The following is a 935-nucleotide window of genomic DNA, read 5'->3' on the forward strand; positions in this document are numbered from 1 at the left end:
AAGCAAAACCAAACAAGCCCTCGTCCGGAGAGCAATCACCCGGCTCATCAACGGCTCCGAGCTGCTAACCGTCTCCTCAGTTGCCCGGGCAGCGGGGGTCAGCCGCTGGCTGATCTATAACACCCCGGAACTGAAAACCGCGGTCACCCGCGCAGCGGCGCAGCAGCGCGCGACCTGGGCACAGGGCCATGAACAGACAGGAATGACACCCAAAGGCGCCGTGACCGAACTCCTGCGGCTCCAGGAACGACTCGCCACCGTCACCCAGCAACGCGATCACTACAAGCGCGCAGTGAACACCAACCTTGCCGAAGCCCTGGCCGGAAGAACCCCGGAACAGATGGCCAGCTACATCAGCGAACTGGAAACCCAACTCAGCACAGAACGCCAGAACACTGATAAGGCCCGCACAGCGATCTCACTACTCGAAGCCCAGGTCGAAGACCTGAACGACCAGCTGCGCGCCGCGCAGTCCATCAACAGGACCATGATGAAACAACGTAACGAGGCAGTGCCCGTCACAAAGCTCGAGGCCCGAATACCTGAAAGGGGCTAGACACCGTCCGGCACGGGCCGGCCCTCAGCAGACTGCGCACGGACATACTCGGCGGTCTTCTCATAACCCCGTGAAATGTATTCCTCTAAAAGGCGCGACTCAACCCGCCACTGCCCCCGGCCTCCAACCTGAATCGCAGGCAATTCGCCTGACCGGACCAGGGCATACGCCTGGGCTGAGGAGATATTCAGAATCTCCGAAACATCAGCCAACGCCAGAAACCGCTTCTCAGCCACAGCACATCACGCCCCAAAGACTACCCAACCGGGCCCTACGATCCTCACGAACCGCACAGAAATCAATCACCGGAATCAAGCCCTCCGGCCAACAGCTCCGGGCAGAAATGGCATCGACCCCCGTGACTGGGCAAGATAACCCC

Annotated in this window: 2 protein-coding genes; one reads left to right on the top strand and one right to left on the bottom strand. The window is 60.5% G+C overall.

The annotated features are described in order from the left end of the window. Nucleotides 1-556, top strand: a 556-nt coding sequence (locus tag DC347_RS21670) for a DUF6262 family protein (RefSeq protein WP_165838022.1), incomplete at its 5' end; no start/stop codon positions are given. Here the strand turns inward: DC347_RS21670 and DC347_RS10610 are convergent. After that, on the bottom strand, nucleotides 553-792 hold the full coding sequence (locus tag DC347_RS10610) for a helix-turn-helix domain-containing protein (RefSeq protein ID WP_109045392.1): 240 nt from the start codon (nucleotides 790-792) through the stop codon (nucleotides 553-555). The genes DC347_RS21670 and DC347_RS10610 overlap by 4 nt on opposite strands. Nucleotides 793-935: the final 143 nt, after the last annotated feature.

It is taken from the genome of Pseudarthrobacter sp. AG30, assembly GCF_003116525.1.
Classification (GTDB): domain Bacteria; phylum Actinomycetota; class Actinomycetes; order Actinomycetales; family Micrococcaceae; genus Arthrobacter.